Genomic DNA, 16,470 nt, shown 5'->3' with positions numbered 1-16,470 from the left:
TGGCTTGTGGTGGGGGGCGGGTGTGGGTTGCGGGGGGCCGGGGGCGGGGTGGGCCCGGGCCGCCGGGGGGCCCGTGCCGGGAGCGGGTCCGCTCAGCCGATGGTGACGCGGAGAATGCGGTCGGCGCCGGCCGCTTCGCCGCCGTTGCCGTCCGTGTTGGTGGTCGACAGCCAGAGCTGGTTGGCGCCGGGCACCTTGGTCACACCGCGCAGCCGGCCGTAGGTGCCCGCGTAGTACGCCTTCGCGGTGCCGGTGTTCTCGTTGTCGGGGCTGATCGGGATCTCCCAGAGCCGCTTGCCGCGCAGGGAGGCCATGTAGACGGCGTTGTCGACGATGGCGATGCCGCTCGGCGAGGCCTCGGCGACGCCCCAGGTCTTCTTGGGGTTGGTCATGCCGGCGGTGCCGCAGCTGCCCTCACAGGCCGGCCAGCCGTAGTTGTGGCCGGACTTGATGAGGTTCAGCTCGTCCGCGGTGCTCTGGCCCAGCTCCGCCGACCAGAGCCGGCCCCTGGAGTCGAAGGCCAGGCCCTGGGGGTTGCGGTGGCCGAGGCTGAAGACGCGGCTGTTGAAGGGGTTTCCGGGGGCCGCTGCGCCGTCCCGGGTGATCCGGAGGATCTTGCCGTTGAGGGAGTTGCGGTCCTGGGCGAGTGAGGTGGTCTGGGCGTCGCCCGTGGCGGCGTAGAGATAGCCGTCGGGCCCGAAGGCCAGGGCGCCGCCGTTGTGGTACTTGGCCTTCTTGATGCCGGAGACGAGGGCGGTGTAGCCGCTGAGGGTGGAGCCGTTGTAGGTCATCCTGGCGACGCGGTTGCCGTCGGTGGAGGTGTGCAGGAAGTACACGTAGCGGTTGGACGCCCAGTTGGGGTCGACGGCGACGCCCATCAGCCCGCCCTCGCCGCCGGTGGTCTGGGAGTGGGGCACGGAGCCCGCCGAGGACTTCCCGCCGGACGGGGTCACCTTGAGGACCTTGAACGAGTCGCGTTCGGTGACCAGGGCGGCCGAGCGGTCGGGGAGCCAGGAGGCGCCCCAGGGGATGGTCCAGCCGGTGGAGATCTGGGTGACCCCGGTCGGGTTGCCCCGGGTGGCGGGCGGCTCGGTCCCGGTGGCGCCGGCGGGCGGCACCAGGGCGGTGAGGAGCGCCGCCGCGACGGCCGCGGTGGTGGTGGCGAGCCGGGTCCTCGTGGTGGTGCTGCGGTGCATGGATACCTCCGTGGGGGGGGGTTGCGGGGTGGGGGGCTATCCGCGGTCGAGGAAGTCCAGGTTGGGGGCGCCGCCCGCGGTGGTGGCGGTGACGCGGACGGTGTTGGTGCCCGCCTTCAGCGGCACGGTGAGCGTGGCATCGGCCCAGGTGGTCCAGGCTCCGGTGCCGTTGAAGGGACGGTTGGCCACGACGACGGAGCCGTTGACGGAGAGGTCCATCGGGCGCCCGTCGGCCGTCCCGTTGGCGTACCGCAGGGTGACGGGGGCGTCCCGGGCCGTCGCCGACTCCACCGACCACTCCACATACGCGCCGGTGGCGTTCGGGGTGTTGACGAAGCCGGTGCCGCTGAAGCCTCCGTGGTTGGAGTCCACGGTGGAGCCGGCGGTCCAGGTGCCGTTCTCCGCCTCGTGGCGGACGGTGCCGCCGGAGCGCGGGGCCGCCCGGATCAGCCGGGTCTCCCCCGGCCGGAGGGTGGCGCTGTAGGAGTCGCTGACGGTGCCGCCGCTCCGGCCCGACCACAGGTCGGTGATGGCGGCCGGTCCGCTGAGACCGGCCTGCGCCCAGGTGACGGAGACTGTCTGGTTGCCGGAGGTGCCGGTGTTGAAGAGGGCGATGATGTGGTCGCCGTTGGCCTCGCGTTTGCTCCAGACCTGCTGGGCGCCCGCGTTGACGATCCGCCGGGCGGCGACTCCGTCCTGGTTGACGGCGATCAGCCGCTCATTGGTGAGCATCGCCTTGTCAGTGGCGTTGAGGGCGGTGAGGTCGGTGCCCAGCAGCAGCGGGGAGGCTGCCATCGCCCAGAGCGTCAGATGGGAGCGGCGCTGGTCGGAGGTGAGTCCCACCTGGTCGCCGTTGCCGATCTGGAGGGAGTCGAGGTCGTTCCAGCCGCCGGGTCCGGCGTAGGGCTGCCAGTTGGCGGCGCTGGTGAAGCGGGAGGTGATGTGGCCCCAGTCGGTGAGCGGATAGCCGCTGCCGTTGGGGCCGGGGCCGCAGTAGCACTCGACATCGCCCTGGGTGCGCCAGCTGTTGGCGAGCTGCCGCCAGGTGGGGGCGTCGGCGATGGCGAGGTTGTTGGAGAGGGCGTAGGTGATGGGCCGGCCGGTGGCGCGCAGGGCCCGGTCCCAGGCGCGGACATCGGGGATGTCATGGCTGCCGACGCCGTCGATCTTGAGGTAGTCGACTCCCCAGTCGGCGAACTGGCGGGCCCAGGAGTTCACGAACTCCTGGGAGCCGGGTTTGCCGTAGTCGATGTAGTACATGTTCTTGCAGTTGTAGTTCTTCTCCTGCCTGGTGGTGTCGGCGATGTCCCTGGCCCGGTACGGGGTGCCCTCGATGGGGGTGTTGCGGGTGACGGCGTTCTTGGCGATGCCGGGGGTGACATAGAAGCCGAACTTCAGCCCCTTGGAGTGGATGTAGTCGGCGAGCGCCTTGATCCCGGAGGGGAACGCGGTCTCGTCGACGGTCCAGCGGCCGTGGGAGTCGACGACGAAGCCGTTGGCGTCGCACTTCTGGTAGAAGTCGTCGAGGTTGACATGGATGTAGCCCTTGTCCTTCAGGCCGCTGCTGACCAGGGCGTCCGCCTGGGCCTTGATCTTGGCCTCGGTGGGCCAGCGGCGGACGAAGCTCCAGCTGGACCAGCCCATCGCGGGCCGGATGGAGAGTCCGTTGTCGGAGGCGGCGGCGGGCGGTGGCGCGGTGAGCCGGCCGGCGCCGAGCGGCAGGGCGAGGGCGAGGACCAGGGCGACGCGGCCCAGGGTTCCGATGCGTCTCATCGGGGCGACTCCACATCGAGGTGGTCGAGGTTGGGGGCGCCGTTCGCGGTGGTGGCGGTGACCCTGACGGTGTTGGCGCCGGACAGGAGGCCGGCGGGCACGGTGACGGTGCGCCAGGTGGTCCACGCCCCGGTGCCGGGGAAGGATCTTCCGGCGGCGATGGTGGTGCCGTTGACGGAGATGTCCATCGGGCGGTCCGCGGTGGTGCCGTTCGCGTAGCCGATGACGAGACCGGCGGTGCCCGCCGCGGCGGCGGTGACGGTCCACTCCACGTGCGCGCCGGTGGTGTTCGGGGTGTTGACGAAGCCGCTGCCGCTGAACCCGGTGTGGTTGGAGTCCACGGTGGAGCCGGGGGTCCAGGAGGCGTTCTCGGCCTCGTACCGGGTGGGCGCGGGACCGGTGGGTGCGCAGTCCTGGGTGGAGCCGGTCTGGCTGACGCGCAGTGCCCCGCCGCCGGTGTTGGCGCTGTTCGCGGCGCAGTAGCCGGTCACCGTCTGGAAGAGGAGATCGGCGGGGCTGGTGCTGCCGCGCTGGGCGGTGAAGCGGTCGAAGCGGATGCCGGAGCTGTTGTTGGCGATCACGGCGGGCCGGCCGTCGTTGGCGTTGAACCGGACCTCGCTGTCGGTGAAGCGGACGTTCTCGGCGTTGCGGATGTACCAGCCGTAGGCGGGGCGGGTGCCGATCGAGTTGGGGTTGTAGCCGGTGGGCTGGTTGCTGGGCGGGGTGGTGGCCATGGTGCCGTTGCCGCCGGGGACGGTGAGGTCGGTGTTGTCGAAGGTGATGTTCCTGATCCGGCCGCTGCCGGACTCGCCCCAGAGGGTGGGCGAGAAGGACGCGCTCTGTCCGCTCGCCCTGACGTTGGTGTAGGTGATGTCGCTGATGGAGCCGACCCCGGGGTTGTTGCCGCAGCGCTTGCGGGTGCCGACCTTCTGCGTGATCGGGGAGCGGACCTCGGTCATGGTGATGTCCTTGTAGTGGACATCGGAGATCTTGGCGCCGTCCATGGAGACCATGCCGAGGCCGGATTTGTCCGAGCCCTTGATGGTGATCCGCTCGAAGCGGTAGTTGGTGAAGTCGCCGCAGGTCTCCGAGCCGAACATCAGCGCGTTGCAGCAGCCGGCGGAGAGATGGGAGTCGGTGACGGTGACATTGCCGTTGGAGAGCTTGGCGCCCAGCGCGTAGTCGCTCTTGAAGGCGAGGGCGTCGTCGTTGGCCTCCAGACGGGCGTTGGTGATCCGCACGTCGGTGGTGGAGATGATGTTCCAGCCGTCGCGGTCCATCGCGGTGTCCATCACCAGACGGTCGGACACAACGTTGTCACAGTCGTTGATGAGGGCCGCGAAGTGGCCGCCCTCGCGCAGGGTGATGCCGCTGAGGGTGAGATTGGTGCAGCGGGTCAACGAGATGATCTTGTCGGCCTCGCCGGACTTGGGGTTGCCGGTGATCAGCGCGCCGTCGCCGTCGATGGTGCCGGAGCCGGTGAAGCCGATGTTGGTGAGCCTGTCGCCGTGGATCATGGCGTTGTGGAAGTGGCTGTGGCCGTAGTCCTGGTAGTCGTCCCAGGGGTTGGTCTCGGGCGGGTCGTAGGTGTCCGCGCCGTTGCCGCTGATGGTGGCGCCCGCGTCCAGCTGAAGAGTGACATGGCTCTTCATGTGGATCGTGTTCTTGGACTCGTAGGTGCCGGAGGTGAAGCGGACGGTGCCGCCGCCCGCGCTGTTGGCGGCGGTGATGGCCCGGTTGATGGCGCCGGTGTCGTTGGTGGAGCCATTGCCCACCGCGCCGTAGTCCCGGACGTCGAACTCGGCCGCGACGGGCGGCGGCACGGTCACCAGGTCACCGCCGCGCGGGGAGGCGGCCGGGGGCCGGGACCCGTCCACGGGGGCCGAGGCGCCCGCCGGTGCCGGGGCGCCGGTCGCCGGGGGCTGGAGGACGCCCAGCGCGAGCGCGAGGCCGAGCAGGACCGTGGCGGTCGATCCGCGAACGCTCTTCATGCCGTCCTCCTCAGACGAGCTGGTAGCCGCGCAGGTTGGTGAGGAGCAGATGACAGTTCTCCAGGGAGCCGGAGCTGTCCTCCAGGGAGCGGTAGATGCCCCACTTGGGGCGGACCCGGTCGGCGAGGAAGGTGTCGATGCCCGACTTGGAGGCGTCGATCACAGTCGATCCACCGCTCTTGAGAATCCAGCGGACCGAGCCCGAGGTGCCGTTGCCGATCTTGATCTGGAAGTCGACATCGGTCCACTTGTTGTGCAGGGGCGTCAGGCTGGCGCGGCCGACGAGGATGTTCGGGGTGAAGATCTTCAGCTCGATGGTCTGGGCCCCGTTCACCCGGCGCAGCGACTGGACCACGATCGGGGCGGAACCGGCACCCGGCTGCTTCATCTGCATGATGTGGGTGAAGGTGGTGGTGGCCTTGAGCGAGCTGGGGATGTACATCGAGTACGTGACCCGCCAGGTCTCGCCCTGCTTCCACTGGAGGTACGAGTCGCCGTTGCGGCAGCCGGTGACCTCGTGCCGCTGGCGGTCGGTGCTGGTGTCCCGGTCGACGGTGTGCATGGTGAAGCGGAAGTTGTCTCCCTCGGTGGTGATGTGGTCCCCCGCCGCCGGGTGGGAGTTGGCGCGGTCGTCCTCCAGCGTCTCGAAGGCGCGGAGCCGGTCGCCGCTCGCCGACGGCGACCAGCGCAGTTGCCAGGAGGCCGCCGACGCGGGGGTGGCGAGCGCCGGGATTCCGGCGGCGACCGCGCCGGTGAGCGCCGCGCCGAGGACGGTCCTGCGGGATGTGGCCATGTCCCTCACCTCGTTGTGAGTTGTCCGTGCGGGTACGGGTGTCGCGGTGGTCGTACGGGTGGTGCCGGTGTCCGTCGCGGGGAGGGCCTCATGACCCCTCCCCGCGGTAGGTGTACGCGGGCGGGGCCGCCGGAGCGGTCGCGGCGCGGTCGACGAGATCGCGGACGAGCCCGTGGTCCGGGGAGCGGGAGCAGACCGGGTCGGTGCGGGTGGCGTCGCCGGTCAGTGCGTACGCCTGGCAGCGGCAGCCGCCGAAGTCCCGGGTGCGAAGCTCGCAGCCGCGGCACGGGTCCCGCATCCACTCCTCGCCCCGGTAGAGGTTGAACGACGGGGAGTCGTGCCAGATCCACTCCAGGGAGTGGTCCCGGACGCTGGGGGCGTCGAGCCCGGGGAGGGCGGCGGCGGCCGGGCACGGGTGGACGCGGCCGTCGGGCGCCACGGTGAGCGAGACCGCTCCCCAGCCGCCCATACAGGGTTTGGCCCGGCCGTCGGCGTAGTCCGGCACCACCCAGAGCAGCTCCATCCGCCCGGCGAGAGCGGGCCGCCGCCGCTCGACACGGTCCCGGGCCCGGGCGAGCTGGGGGCGGCCGGGGAGCAGCGCGTCGCGGTTGCGCAGGGCCCAGCCGTAGAACTGGGCGTTGGCGAGTTCGAGGCGCTGGGCGCCCCAGGCGAGTCCGAGATCGATGAGCGCGTCGACGGCGTCGAGATTGGCCCGGTGGAGGACCGCGTTGAGCCCGAGCGGCAGCCCTGATTCCCGGACCAGCCGGGCGGCGCGCTCCTTCGCGGCGAACGAGCGGGCCCCGGCGATGCGTTCGGACGCGCCGGGGTCCGCGTGCTGCACGGAGAGCTGTACGCTGCGCAGCCCCGCGCCGGCGAGGGCGGCCAGCCGCCGTTCGCTCAGGCCGACGCCGCTGGTGACGAGCTGGGTGTGGATGCCCGCGCCGTCGGCGGCGGCGACGATCTCGGTGAGATCGCGGCGCAGCAGGGGTTCCCCGCCGGAGAGATGGCTCTGGACGACGCCGAGGGCGGCGGCCTGGGTGAAGGTGCCGGCCCATTCGGCCGTGGTCAGTTCGTCTGACCGACCGACCAGTTCGGTGGGGTTGGAGCAGTAGGCGCAGCGCAGCGGACAGCCGTGGCTCAGCTCGGCGAGCAGGGCCCACGGCGGGGCGATCTCGGTCATGTCAGCCAGCCCTCCGCTCGGACGCGGCCGAGGAAGCGGGGCGCCTCGGTGGTGACGGGGGCGCCGGGGTGGAGTGCGGCGAGTTCGGCGACGATGGTGCGCACATCGCGTACACCGTCACAGCGTTTCAGCACCTCGGCGGCGCTGCCGCGCAGGACGACGACCCGCTCGGGCAGCAGCAGCAGATCGACCCCGCGGACGCGGTCGTGCCGCAGCACGACGCCCCGGGAGAGCGCGGGCCGCCAGCCGGGGGGCGCTTCCGGCGGGGGGTGGGTGGGGGGCGCTTCCGGCGCGGGGCCGGTACCGGACGCGGCGGGCCGCGGGCGGGCGGCGGTCATCGCGGGGTGTCCGGCGCGGGGTGGGCGGTCGCGGTCTCCAGGGCGTCCAGGAGGGACCAGAGGACCTCGCACTTGAAGCGCAGGGCGGCGACGGCGGCCTCCTGGTCGCGGCGGCCGGCCGCCCCGGTCAGGACCAGGGCCAGGGCCTCCGTGCTGTCGCGGTCGCCCTGCCCGACGCGGGCGCGGAAGTAGGCCAGGCCCTCGGCCCCGATCCACGGGTAGTGCCGTTCGAAGGCGGCGATCCGGGTGCGCATGAGGGTGGGCGCGGCGAGTTCGGTGAGCGAGGCGGCGACGGCCTCCAGCGCGGGCCGCAGCCGGCAGAAGTTGACGTATCCGTCGACCGCGAGCCGTACTCCGGGCAGGACCCCGTCGCCCGAGAGCAGCCGGGCCCGGTCGATCCCCGCGGCCTCGCCGAGGCGGAGCCAGCGCTCGATGCCGCCCTCGCCCTCGGTGGTCCCGTCGTGGTCCTGGATGCGGCGCAGCCAGGAGCGGCGCAGCGCCGGATCGTCGAACTTGGCGAGGATCAGGGCGTCCTTGACGGGGATGAAGCGCTGGTAGTGGAACCGGTTGACGATCCAACGGCGCAGTTCGGCGGGGGTGAGGGTGCCTTGGTGCATCCGTACGTTGAAGGGGTGGCGGTCGTGGTAGCGCTCGGCGGGCACGGCGCGCAGCCGCGCGGTGAACTCCTCCGGGCTCCACAGCTGACCGGCGCCCGCGGGGGACGGCGCGAGGGTGCTCACAGCTCGATCACCATTCGGTCGGCGGCGACTTCGAGGCCCCAGGAGCGGAGCGATGTGTGCTCCTCGGCGTCCGGGTCCCCGAGGGGATTGGTGTTGTTGAGGTGGGTGTAGAGGCAGCGGGCTCGGGCGCGGGTGAGGTGCCGGGCGGTGCCCCGGGGGCCGCTGATGGGGAGATGGCCCATGCCGGTGGCGGTCTTGCGGGAGATCCCCGTGCGGACGGGTTCGTCGTCGTCCCAGAAGGTGCCGTCGACGATGACGCAGTCGGCTTCGTCGACGGCCCGCTGGAACGCGTCGGACCAGTGGGCGAGCGCGGGGGCGTACAGCAGGGACCGTCCGGTGGTGGTCTCGCGCAGCCGCAGGGCCACCACCCAGTCGGCGGAGCCCGCGCCGTCCGGGTCGGGCGGGCCCCCGGCGGCGTATCTGGGCCGTTTGGCCGAGACGGGCACGGTGGACAGTTCGACCGTGCCCTCCCCGCCGAGCGGCTGGGGTCCGGGGCCGAGCGGCAGCCAGTCGACACGGGTGTAGGGGGCGAGGATCTCGCCGAGCCGGAGCCGTTCCCGCAGCGCGGTGCGGACGGGGGCGGTGGCGTGGACGGTGAAGCCGCCGGCCTCCCGGAGCCGGGCGATACCGAGGGTGTGGTCGAGTTCGGCGTCGGTGAGGAGGACGCCGGCCAGCGGGGTCCGCCGGTGGCCGGGTCCGGGCCGCAGGGCGTCGCTGTCCTCGATCTGGTCGCCGATGTCGGGGGTGGCGTTGACGAGGTACCAGTGGTCCTCGTCCGCGCGCAGGGCGAGGGAGGCGTGCCGGCGGCGGCGGTGCGGGTGGGCGCGTGCCCCGGTGCAGCCGGGGCACGCGCAGTTCCACTGGGGCAGTCCGCCGCCCGCCGCGGTGCCGAGCACCTGGAGCAGCATGGCGGCTGGGCTCAGTCGGTGAGGGCGTAGGCGGTGACTTCGAGCGCGGTTTCGACGATCTCGTACTCGGGGGTGTGCCAGGGGGTGGTGTGCTGGGGTGCGGTGTCCTGGGGGGCCGGGGTGGTGGTGTTCACGAGGGTGCCTGCCTTTCCGGACGGACGTTCACATGAGCGACCTGCGTTCAGCCATGTGTCATAGAGTTGCGTCTTGACGAGAACCGGTCAATGCTCCGAACCGATGTGGTCGCAGTGGTATCGCGCCAAGTTCCATGGCTGGGAATGCTCTTTCCCCAGCGATCGTTGACCATGGGAGAACCAGCGGAGCATCCGACGACGTAAGGACCCACCCCTCGTGAGCAAGGTTCCCTCCATCACCCTCAACAACGGTGTCACGATGCCGCAGCTGGGCTACGGCGTGTGGCAGGTTCCCGACGACGAGGCGGCGAAGTCGGTCGCCACGGCGCTGGAGGCCGGGTACCGCAGCATCGACACCGCGGCGGTGTACGAGAACGAGACGGGCACCGGCCGCGCCATCGCCTCCTCGGGGGTCCCCCGGGACGAGCTGTTCGTGACCACCAAGCTGTGGAACAGCGACCAGGGGTACGACACGACCCTCCGCGCCTTCGACGCCTCGCTCGACCGGCTGGGCCTCGACCGGGTGGATCTCTATCTGATCCACTGGCCGATGCCGTCCCGGGACACCTATGTGGACACCTACCGCGCGTTCGAGAAGATCCTCTCGGACGGACGGGCCCGTGCCATCGGCGTGTCGAACTTTCTGCCGGCCCATCTGGAGCGGCTGATCGAGAAGACCTCCGTGGTCCCGGCGGTGAACCAGATCGAGCTGCACCCGCAGCTCCAGCAGGAGGAGTCCCGCGCGTTCCACGCCCGGCACTCCATCGCCACCGAGGCCTGGTCGCCCCTGGGCCAGGGCAAGGGGCTGCTGGAGGTCCCGACCGTCATCGCGATCGCCCGCAAGCACGGGCGGACCCCGGCGCAGGTGGTGCTGCGCTGGCACCTCCAGCTCGGCCATGTGGTGATCCCCAAGTCGGTGACCCCGTCGCGCATCCGGGAGAACATCGACGTCTTCGGCTTCGAGCTGGACGCGGACGACCTCGCCGCGCTGGGGGCGCTGGACGAGGGGAAGCGGCTGGGCCCGGACCCGGCGGCCTTCGAAATCGTCTGACCGGCCGGCCCCGGAGGCCGGCCGACCGGTCTCAGGGGCCGACCGGTCTCAGGGGCCGACCGGTCTCAGGGGCCGACCGGTCTCAGGGGGCGGCGCGGGGGCGGTGGCGCTCGGCCGGGCGTGGGATTCCGGGGCCTCTCTGCGCGCCCTTTCATCATATTTTCGTGTCGTATGTCTAGCGTGACGCTCCTTGACCCCCGCACCGGAGGCATCCCGTGGAGCGTCGCACCAGGACCACCGCCACCGCCCTCACCACCGGCGCCCTGCTCACCGCGACCATGGGCATGGCCATGGCGGTGGTCGACCCGGCCCCCGCCCCCGGGCCGCGGAAGGGCTCGGCCGTCGCCCCGGGCCCGGGCCGGGAGGGCGGACAGGCCCTCACCGCCCGGCCCACCAGCACCGGCGTCCGCGCCTGGCAGCAGTTCCGGGTGTACGGCGACGCCCAGGAGATGAGGCCCGGCACCCGGGTGGCGCTCCAGCAGCGGCAGGGCAGGCACTGGGTGACCCTGCCCGCCTCCATGAACATCACCCGGGCGTCGGCCTACCGGCTCCGGGTCCACCTCGGCCTCCAGGGCCGCAACACCCTCCGGATCGTCGGCGGCGGCACGGCCTCGGCCCCCTTCACCGTGCACGTGCGCTGACCTGGCGCACGGGAGCCCTCGGCCGGCCGCACGTCCGGTCGAGGGCTCCCGTGCGTCCGCCGCGCGGCGCTCTCGTACGATCATGCGGCGGCACGGCGCCACGGTCCGAGGCGCCGGACGAACGAGGAGTACGGGATGGGGAACGGGGCGATCCGGCCTGGCCGGTATCGGGTGCGCAACGTCGGCAGCGGGCTGCTCCTGGAGGTGTACGGCGGGGCGAAGGGCAGCGGGGCCGTCGTCCAGCAGGGCGCGGAGAGCGGCGCCGCCGGCCAGCAGTGGCGGATCGAGCCCGTGCCGAACGGCAGCGGGCTCCACCACTTCGTCAGCGTCGCCAGCGGCAAGCGCCTCGATGTCGCGAACGCCTCCACCGAGAACGGCGCCCGCGTGCAGCAGTGGCGGCCGAACAACTTCGGCGCCCAGGAGTGGATCATCGAGAACCATGTCGACGCGCCCGGCACCGTCGCCATCGTGAGCTTCGTCAGCGGTCTGCTGCTGGAGGTCGCCGACGGCAGCCGGGAGGAGGGGGCGCGGGTGCGCCAGTGGGAGGACACCGACGCGCCCGGCCAGCAGTGGCGGCTCGAACCCTGCCCCTGAGCCGCGCCCCCTCCCCCGGACCGGCCGGGCCGGTGCGGTGCGGTGCGGTGCGGTCTCAGCCGCGCGCGGTGTGCACCGTGCGGGCGAGCAGCAGACAGACGTCCGGGCGGAGCAGCAGCCCGCCGGGGTCCTCCGGGTCCAGCAGCCGGTCCAGCGCGGCGAGATCGTCCGCCCCGAACGTCTCCTCCGCCGCCTCGCGCAGCCGCTGGAAGGAGGTGACGTGGTAGTCGCGCACCTCCCGGGGGGCCGGGGCGGGCACGTCCAGGAGGAAGGAGCGGGTGCCCCCGGGGGTGAGTCCGGCGGTGGCGAGGAGCGCCGGCCAGTCCTCGGTCTCGTCCTTCACCCCGGGCAGGCCGGCGCGCATCCGGCTGAACCAGTCGGCGTGGGCGGCGTCCAGCCGTGCCTCCAGGCCCGGCCGGCCGAAGCCGATGTCCCGGGGCAGCCGGCGCGCGGGCAGCCCGCCCTCGACCACGGCGAGCAGCCCGCCGGGGTTCAGCAGGGTGGAGAGGTCGCGGAGGGCGGCGCTCTGCTCGCCGACGTGGTGGACCATGTTGCCCGCCCAGACCACGTCCGCCCGGCCGAGGCCGGAGAGGTCACCGGGGAGTTCGGCGCGGAGCGCCGAGAAGCGGCCGGCGATCCCGGCCCGCTCGGCGCGCGTCCGGGCCCGCTCCAGCAGTTGCGGGGTGGGGTCGACGGCGACCACCTCGGCGTGCGGGAACGCCTCGGCGAGCACGGTGGTCAGCACGCCGGGGCCGCTGCCGATGTCCAGCACCCGGCGGACCCGCGCCGGGTCGGCCAGCGTGCCGAGCCACTGGGCCGCGTCACGGTAGAGCGGGCTCTCGATCTCGGCGCCGCGCTCCAGGAGCGGGCCCATCGCGTCCCAGTCCATCTCGGCGGCGTGGTGGTGATGGTGGTGCCCGGTGTCTCCCCCGGGGTGGCCGTCGGCGCGGCTGCCGGTGCGGTCGGCGCGGCTGCCGGCCGGTTCTGCGCGGTGGCCTCCGGTGCCGTGGTCGTGCGGGCTCGTGGGGGCGCTGTGGTGGTGTCGGCTCATGGGCGACAGGATCGGATGCGGGTGCCCTTTATGACAATGTCAGTTGCGGTTTCGGCAACGCGGTGGGGCTGCCGGCGGAGGGCCGGCCACCGGCGCGGTGCTCCTGCGGGCTGATCCCGCGCACCCGCTTGAAGGCCGCGCTCAGCGCGAAGGAGCCGCTGTAGCCGACCTTCCGGGCGATGGCGTCGACGGTGGCGCCGGAGGAGAGCAGCAGATCGGCGGCGAGGTCGAGCCGCAGCCGGGTGAGGTACGTCATCGGGGGCTCACCCACCAGTTCGTGGAAGCGCCGGGCGAACTGGGCCCGGGAGACCCCGCTGCGGCCGGCCAGCGAGGCCACGGTCCAGGGGTGCGCGGGATCGTCCTGCATCAGCCGGAGCGCACGGCCCGCCACGGGGTCGCCCATCGCCCGGTACCAGCGCGGCGCCCGGGCCTCGGGGCGTGCGAACCAGGCCCGCAGCGCGGTGATCAGGACCAGGTCCAGCATCCGGTCGAGCATCACGCTCTGACCGGGCTCCTCACTGGCCAGTTCCTCGCCGAGGAAGGGCATCAGCGGGCAGTTCCAGGCGTCGGCGGGCAGATGGATGAGGGCGGGCAGCGCGTCCAGCAGCCGTCCGCTGATCTCGCCCTCCATCTGGTACGTGCCGACCTGCATGTCGGCCGAGCCGTGCGGGTCGTTGCCCCATCGGCGCACCCCCATCAGCATGGACTCCATCAGCGGCTCGCCGCGCAGGCTGTGGCAGGTGCCGCCGGGGCCGGCCAGCGCCTGCGGCTCGGTGCCGGGGCTGTCGGCGACGGTGTACGGGGCGGGGCCGCGCGCGATGGCCACATCGCCGGGGAGCAGCCGCACCGGGTCCCCGCTGTCCGGGACGATCCACGCCTCGCCCGCGGTCTGGCACATCAGGGAGAGCGGGGCGCCGTCCTCGACCCGGACGGACCAGGGCGGCTCCATGACCATCCGCAGCAGGAAGGCTCCCCGGGCGCGGGGTCCGTCGAGCAGTCCGGCGAGAGCGTCCATGGCGCCAGCGTAGACGAACGCGTATGCGGATGAGCCTCCGGAGCATGGAGAGTCCAGAGTGACCGGGGGAATCTGGAGTCATGACAGAGAACATGAAGCAGAACACGGTGCTGGTGACCTCGGCGACGGGCAAGACCGGCCGGCGGGTGGCCCAGCGTCTCACCGAGTCGGGCGTGGCGGTCCGGGCGGGCTCCCGCAAGGCGGGCACCGGCCCCGGCGAGGCCGTCCTCGACTGGGAGTCCCCGGCGACCTGGGGCCCGGCGCTGGAGGGGGTCGACGCGGCCTGTGTGGCGTACTACCCGGATCTGGCCTACCCCGGTGCGGTGGACGCGATGCGGGGCTTCGGGCGGGCGGCGGCCGAGGCCGGGGTGGGGCGGCTGGTGCTGCTCTCCGGGCGCGGGGAGCCGGAGGCGGTGGCGGCGGAGAGCGCGCTGCGCGAGTCGGGGGTGGATCTCACGGTCGTGCGCGCGGCCTTCTTCGCCCAGAACTTCTCCGAGGGCGCGCTCGCCGACGGGGTGGCGCACGGCGTCATCCCCTTCCCGGCCGGGGGGACGGCCGAGCCGTTCATCGACGCGGACGATCTGGCGGAGGTGATGGTGGTGGCGCTCACCGGCGAGGGGCACGCCGGGCGGACCTACGAGGTGACCGGGCCCCGGCTGGTCACCTTCGACGAGGCGGCGGCCGAGATCACCCGGGCCACCGGGCGCGAGGTGCGCTATGCCCCGGTCTCGGAGGAGGAGTTCCGGGGGATGCTGCCGGCGCTGGGCTTCTCGGAGCCGGAGGCGGCCTGGCTGGCCGGGCTCTTCGCGATGCTGATGGACGGGCACAACCAGTCGGTGACGGAGGATGTGCGCCGGGTGCTGGGCCGTGAGCCGAAGGACTTCCGGGAGTTCGCCCTGGACACGGCGTCGGCGGGCGCCTGGGCGCGCTGAGCCCGGACCCGGGTGGGGCCGGCCCGCACCGGGCCGCCTCATCGGCGGGCTCCGGCCCGAGCCGCGCGCCGTCTGCCGCGCGGCGTCTCCCGCGCGGCGCCGTCACGGCGGAGCCGGGCCCCTGACCGCGAGGACCTGCTCGACGGTGTCCGCCTCCCCGGCCGGTTTGTCGGGGCGGTGGCGCAGCACCCGGGCGAAGCGCAGGGTGACCCCGGCGGGGTAGCGCGGTGAGCGCTGCACCCCGTCGTAGGCGATCTCCACCACCAGCTCGGGCCGGACCCGTACGGTGAATCCGTCGTCCTCGACCGCGAGCGCGCCGAGGCGTTCCGTCTGCCAGCGCAGCATCTCGTCGGTGAGCCCCTTGAACGTCTTGCCGAGCATGACGAGGGAGCCGTCGGCGGCCCGGGCGCCCAGATGGAGGTTGGAGAGCAGGCCGGTGCGCCGGCCGTGGCCCCACTCGGCGGCGAGGACGACGAGATCGAGGGTGTGCACGGGCTTGACCTTGAGCCAGGAGCGTCCCCGGCGGCCCGCCGCGTAGGGCGCGCCGAGCGCCTTGACGAGGACGCCCTCGTGGCCCCGGCGCAGGGTCTCGGCGAGGAACTCCTCGGCGGCGGCGACCTGCCGGGGGTCCCCGGGGTCGTCGACGACGGCGCGCCGGACCCGCATCGGCTCCGGGACGACCCGGGCGAGGACGGCGTACCGCTGCTCGCCGGTGCGGTCGAGCGTCTCCTCGCCGTCGGCGGCGAGGATGTCGAAGAAGACCGGGGACACGGGCAGGGCGGCGCGGGCCGACGCCACATCGGTGCGGGAGCCGACGCGGGAGGCGATCTCCTGGAAGGGGACGGGCCGGCCGCCGGCGTCGAGGGCGATCACCTCGCCGTCGAGGATCAGCCGGTCGCCCGCCAGCAGCCGGGCCGCCTCGGCGACTTCGGGGAGCCGGTCGGTGATGTCGTCGAGGGAGCGGGTGTGGACGCGGACCTCGTCGCCGTCGCGGTGCACCTGGACGCGGATGCCGTCGAGCTTCTCCTCCACGGCGCAGGGCGCGCCGAGGGTGCGCACGGCCTCGGTGACGGACGCGGCGGTGTGGGCGAGCATCGGGAGCACCGGGGTGCCGACGGTGAGCCGGAACCGTTCCAGCGCGGCGGGGCCCTCGGCGAGCAGGGGGCCGGCGACCCGGGGCAGGGAGCCCGCCAGCATGACCGCTCGGCGGACCGCGTCGGGGGGCGCGTGGGCGGCCCGGGCGACACCCTCCAGGGCGATGGCGCCGAGCGCTCCCTGCCGTACCTCGCCGAGCAGCAGCCGGGTGAGGAAGTGCTGCTCCTCGGCGGTGGCGGCGGCCAGCAGCTCCCGCAGGAGGTCCCTGCGGCCCGCCTGGGAGCCCGGTCCGGTGAGCCGGGCGAGCGCGGTGAGGGCGGCGTCGGTGGCGGCGAGGGTGAGGGTGGGGGCGGAGGCGGGTGGCGGGGGGTCGCGCAGGGCGCTCCAGCCGATGCCGATGCGGCCCTGCGGGAGGCGTCCGGCGAGGTAGGAGATGACGAGGGCGGCCTGGTCGGGTGGGGTTTCGGCGAAGAGGGCGGCGAGGAGGGAGATCTTTTGGGAGCGGGCGGGGGTGGTGGTGACCTCGCGGGAGACCTCGGTGAGCCGGGTCAGCGGGGTGTCCGGGGCCGGGGCGTCGGCGACCATGCGCCCATGGTGCCTCGCGCTCCGCGCCTCCGCACCCCCACCACCCGGGTGCGCCCGCCCCCGGACCCCCGCGCCTCGATCCCCGGCGCCCCGGGATTCCGCGCCACCTGTGCCACGTGCGACCCGGGCACTCCCGGGGGCGCCTCCCGGAGGCAGCCCTGGGGGAGCTGGGGACCGGCCCCCCTGTCACCGCCGACCCGAGCCATCCAGCCCGTCCGGGGGCACCTCCCAGAGGCAACTCCGGAGGAACTTGAGCCCGGCCCCCGCACCACAGGAGACCCGCACCAACCCAGCCCGTCCGGCGATTGAGGACGGACCCCGCACCACAGGAAACCCGCACAAACCAAGCCCGTCCGGCGATTGAGGACGGACCCTGTGCGACAGGACCCCGCACCCTGCGGGCCACGGTCGGGGGGGGGGGGCGGCCCCCCCCCCCGCCCCCCCCCCCGCGCG

16 protein-coding genes are annotated in these 16,470 nt (G+C 73.3%); 4 read left to right on the top strand and 12 right to left on the bottom strand.

Annotated features, from left to right (window positions below; all coding sequences use genetic code 11):
* Positions 1 to 92: 92 nt before the first annotated feature.
* The 9 genes from ABT122_RS30870 to pqqA form a co-directional block, all read right to left on the bottom strand.
* Entirely contained in the window at positions 93 to 1,196 is a 1,104-nt protein-coding gene (locus ABT122_RS30870) for a PQQ-dependent sugar dehydrogenase (RefSeq protein WP_351558996.1), read from the bottom strand.
* Between the two features lie 36 nt (positions 1,197 to 1,232).
* Positions 1,233 to 2,969 (bottom strand): carbohydrate-binding protein, encoded by a 1,737-nt coding sequence (locus ABT122_RS30865; protein WP_351558994.1) that lies wholly within the window; start codon positions 2,967 to 2,969, stop codon positions 1,233 to 1,235.
* Positions 2,966 to 4,960 (bottom strand): glycosyl hydrolase family 28 protein, encoded by a 1,995-nt coding sequence (locus tag ABT122_RS30860; protein WP_351558992.1) that lies wholly within the window; start codon positions 4,958 to 4,960, stop codon positions 2,966 to 2,968. The genes ABT122_RS30865 and ABT122_RS30860 overlap by 4 nt, the downstream gene beginning before the upstream one ends.
* A 10-nt stretch (positions 4,961 to 4,970) precedes the next feature.
* Positions 4,971 to 5,753: a polysaccharide lyase family protein gene (locus tag ABT122_RS30855; RefSeq protein WP_351558990.1), complete on the bottom strand. Its 783-nt coding sequence runs from the start codon at positions 5,751 to 5,753 to the stop codon at positions 4,971 to 4,973.
* An 88-nt stretch (positions 5,754 to 5,841) separates the two neighbouring features.
* On the bottom strand, positions 5,842 to 6,933 hold the full coding sequence (gene pqqE, locus ABT122_RS30850) for a pyrroloquinoline quinone biosynthesis protein PqqE (RefSeq protein WP_351558988.1): 1,092 nt from the start codon (positions 6,931 to 6,933) through the stop codon (positions 5,842 to 5,844).
* Complete coding sequence (pqqD, locus tag ABT122_RS30845; RefSeq protein WP_351558986.1) at positions 6,930 to 7,271, bottom strand: pyrroloquinoline quinone biosynthesis peptide chaperone PqqD; 342 nt, start codon at positions 7,269 to 7,271, stop codon at positions 6,930 to 6,932. Before pqqD ends, pqqE begins: the two co-directional genes overlap by 4 nt.
* Positions 7,268 to 8,011 (bottom strand): pyrroloquinoline-quinone synthase PqqC, encoded by a 744-nt coding sequence (pqqC, locus tag ABT122_RS30840; protein ID WP_351558984.1) that lies wholly within the window; start codon positions 8,009 to 8,011, stop codon positions 7,268 to 7,270. Before pqqC ends, pqqD begins: the two co-directional genes overlap by 4 nt.
* Positions 8,008 to 8,919, bottom strand: a complete 912-nt coding sequence (pqqB, locus tag ABT122_RS30835; RefSeq protein WP_351558982.1) for a pyrroloquinoline quinone biosynthesis protein PqqB — start codon at positions 8,917 to 8,919, stop codon at positions 8,008 to 8,010. The genes pqqC and pqqB overlap by 4 nt, the downstream gene beginning before the upstream one ends.
* Positions 8,920 to 8,930: 11 nt before the next feature.
* Positions 8,931 to 9,053 carry a pyrroloquinoline quinone precursor peptide PqqA gene (pqqA, locus tag ABT122_RS30830; protein WP_351558980.1) on the bottom strand — a complete coding sequence of 41 codons (123 nt, stop codon included), beginning with the start codon at positions 9,051 to 9,053 and terminating at the stop codon, positions 8,931 to 8,933.
* Between the two features lie 217 nt (positions 9,054 to 9,270).
* Between pqqA and ABT122_RS30825 the strand changes: the two genes are divergently transcribed.
* The 3 genes from ABT122_RS30825 (at position 9,271) to ABT122_RS30815 (ending at position 11,339) form a co-directional block, all read left to right on the top strand.
* Entirely contained in the window at positions 9,271 to 10,104 is an 834-nt protein-coding gene (locus ABT122_RS30825; RefSeq protein WP_351558978.1) for an aldo/keto reductase, read from the top strand.
* Positions 10,105 to 10,319: 215 nt separating this feature from the next.
* Positions 10,320 to 10,745, top strand: coding sequence for a hypothetical protein (locus ABT122_RS30820; protein WP_351558976.1), 426 nt, complete (start codon positions 10,320 to 10,322; stop codon positions 10,743 to 10,745).
* 135 nt (positions 10,746 to 10,880) lie between these two features.
* Positions 10,881 to 11,339 carry an RICIN domain-containing protein gene (locus tag ABT122_RS30815; protein WP_351558975.1) on the top strand — a complete coding sequence of 153 codons (459 nt, stop codon included), beginning with the start codon at positions 10,881 to 10,883 and terminating at the stop codon, positions 11,337 to 11,339.
* A gap of 55 nt (positions 11,340 to 11,394) precedes the next feature.
* On the opposite strand, the gene ABT122_RS30810 is transcribed toward ABT122_RS30815, so the two are convergent.
* Together ABT122_RS30810 and ABT122_RS30805 are read right to left on the bottom strand one after the other, a co-directional pair.
* Positions 11,395 to 12,390 (bottom strand): class I SAM-dependent methyltransferase, encoded by a 996-nt coding sequence (locus ABT122_RS30810; protein WP_502976235.1) that lies wholly within the window; start codon positions 12,388 to 12,390, stop codon positions 11,395 to 11,397.
* Between the two features lie 28 nt (positions 12,391 to 12,418).
* Positions 12,419 to 13,405: an AraC family transcriptional regulator gene (locus tag ABT122_RS30805; RefSeq protein WP_351558974.1), complete on the bottom strand. Its 987-nt coding sequence runs from the start codon at positions 13,403 to 13,405 to the stop codon at positions 12,419 to 12,421.
* A gap of 80 nt (positions 13,406 to 13,485) precedes the next feature.
* Between ABT122_RS30805 and ABT122_RS30800 the strand changes: the two genes are divergently transcribed.
* On the top strand, positions 13,486 to 14,337 hold the full coding sequence (locus ABT122_RS30800; RefSeq protein ID WP_351558972.1) for an NAD(P)H-binding protein: 852 nt from the start codon (positions 13,486 to 13,488) through the stop codon (positions 14,335 to 14,337).
* A gap of 102 nt (positions 14,338 to 14,439) precedes the next feature.
* Here ABT122_RS30800 and ABT122_RS30795 read toward each other — a convergent pair whose 3' ends face one another.
* Positions 14,440 to 16,017: an ATP-dependent DNA ligase gene (locus ABT122_RS30795; RefSeq protein WP_351558970.1), complete on the bottom strand. Its 1,578-nt coding sequence runs from the start codon at positions 16,015 to 16,017 to the stop codon at positions 14,440 to 14,442.
* Positions 16,018 to 16,470: the final 453 nt, after the last annotated feature.

It is taken from the genome of Streptomyces sp. NPDC001985, assembly GCF_040296845.1.
In the GTDB taxonomy this organism is placed as follows: domain Bacteria; phylum Actinomycetota; class Actinomycetes; order Streptomycetales; family Streptomycetaceae; genus Streptomyces.
The sequence above is the reverse complement of the archived record's forward strand: the minus strand, read 5'-3'. Positions and strand labels throughout refer to the sequence as shown.

Bases quoted from the DNA above. Each gene is read 5' to 3' on its own strand.
- ABT122_RS30870 (WP_351558996.1), bottom strand. From the start codon at position 1,196: ATGCACCGCAGCACCACCACGAGGACCCGGCTCGCCACCACCACCGCG.
- ABT122_RS30865 (WP_351558994.1), bottom strand. From the start codon at position 2,969: ATGAGACGCATCGGAACCCTGGGCCGCGTCGCCCTGGTCCTCGCCCTC.
- ABT122_RS30860 (WP_351558992.1), bottom strand. From the start codon at position 4,960: ATGAAGAGCGTTCGCGGATCGACCGCCACGGTCCTGCTCGGCCTCGCG.
- ABT122_RS30855 (WP_351558990.1), bottom strand. From the start codon at position 5,753: ATGGCCACATCCCGCAGGACCGTCCTCGGCGCGGCGCTCACCGGCGCG.
- pqqE (WP_351558988.1), bottom strand. From the start codon at position 6,933: ATGACCGAGATCGCCCCGCCGTGGGCCCTGCTCGCCGAGCTGAGCCAC.
- pqqD (WP_351558986.1), bottom strand. From the start codon at position 7,271: ATGACCGCCGCCCGCCCGCGGCCCGCCGCGTCCGGTACCGGCCCCGCG.
- pqqB (WP_351558982.1), bottom strand. From the start codon at position 8,919: ATGCTGCTCCAGGTGCTCGGCACCGCGGCGGGCGGCGGACTGCCCCAG.
- ABT122_RS30815 (WP_351558975.1), top strand. From the start codon at position 10,881: ATGGGGAACGGGGCGATCCGGCCTGGCCGGTATCGGGTGCGCAACGTC.
- ABT122_RS30810 (WP_502976235.1), bottom strand. From the start codon at position 12,390: ATGAGCCGACACCACCACAGCGCCCCCACGAGCCCGCACGACCACGGC.
- ABT122_RS30805 (WP_351558974.1), bottom strand. From the start codon at position 13,405: ATGGACGCTCTCGCCGGACTGCTCGACGGACCCCGCGCCCGGGGAGCC.
- ABT122_RS30800 (WP_351558972.1), top strand. From the start codon at position 13,486: ATGACAGAGAACATGAAGCAGAACACGGTGCTGGTGACCTCGGCGACG.
- ABT122_RS30795 (WP_351558970.1), bottom strand. From the start codon at position 16,017: ATGGTCGCCGACGCCCCGGCCCCGGACACCCCGCTGACCCGGCTCACC.